Source organism: Photorhabdus sp. P32, assembly GCF_038085095.1.
GTDB lineage: Bacteria > Pseudomonadota > Gammaproteobacteria > Enterobacterales > Enterobacteriaceae > Photorhabdus > Photorhabdus luminescens.
The window spans coordinates 1-922 of record NZ_JAZGJN010000081.1; the positions used below are offsets into that span (position 1 = coordinate 1).

The following is a 922-nucleotide window of genomic DNA, read 5'->3' on the forward strand; positions in this document are numbered from 1 at the left end:
AACACCTATCAAGTGTCTTAAATTAACTAAAACTAATTATCTTATTTGTGAAATAAACAAGATAATTAATAATATTAACATAAAGATTAATGAGTATAATTTAAGATTATCAAACAGAGAGAATTATAAGAAAGAGCTGGAGGTTAAATTCTGGTCGATGCTAAAGAATGGCCTTGTTTCTTATTTCAATTCTTATAAGTTAGAAGTAATAGAATTGGAAAATAAGATAAAAAACTATAATGCAGAGTTAGATAGTATTATTAGTGATATTGATGAAAATAAAAAAATAATAGCTGATAATTTAGCCAGAGTAATTAACATTGATGCTTCAATTGAGAATATTAACAACACACTTCTTAAGATTGGTATTACTGGGTTTCATCTTGAGAAAGTTCATGAGAGTTCTGATTCATATAAATTAGTACGAGAAGATGGATTAGAGAATGATGTCTACAAGAGTCTTAGTGAAGGAGAAAAGACATTAATAGTTTTCCTTTATTTTATTGAGTATTGTAGTGGCTCAGTTCAGAAAGATAATTTTTCACAGAATGCGGATAAAATTATTGTAATAGATGATCCTATTTCTAGTCTTTCACACAATCATGTATATGATGTAGCATCTTTAATTCAACAAAGAATAATAGATGGTGGTTTTTCACAGATTTTTATTTTAACACATAGTTTATTCTTCTTTCACGAGTTAATTAAAATAAAAAGCCATAATTCAGAATGTCCTAAAAATTATAATTTATTTAGAGTGACTAAGAATGAGTATAGTATAATTTCCAAAATAAAATCCAATGAAATAAAAAATGATTATCAGTCATTTTGGCAAGCATTGAAGGATGCAAAGGCAGGAGTAACATCTCCTGTTATTGTACCTAATATGATGAGAAATATATTATACCCAATAAACTTCAAA

General features: G+C 26.6%; 1 protein-coding gene. It reads left to right on the top strand.

Going from position 1 to position 922, the window contains the following annotated elements; genetic code table 11:
* Positions 1-7: 7 nt before the first annotated feature.
* On the top strand, positions 8-922 hold a 915-nt coding region (locus tag V2H77_RS00330; RefSeq protein WP_341497216.1), incomplete at its 3' end, for an AAA family ATPase.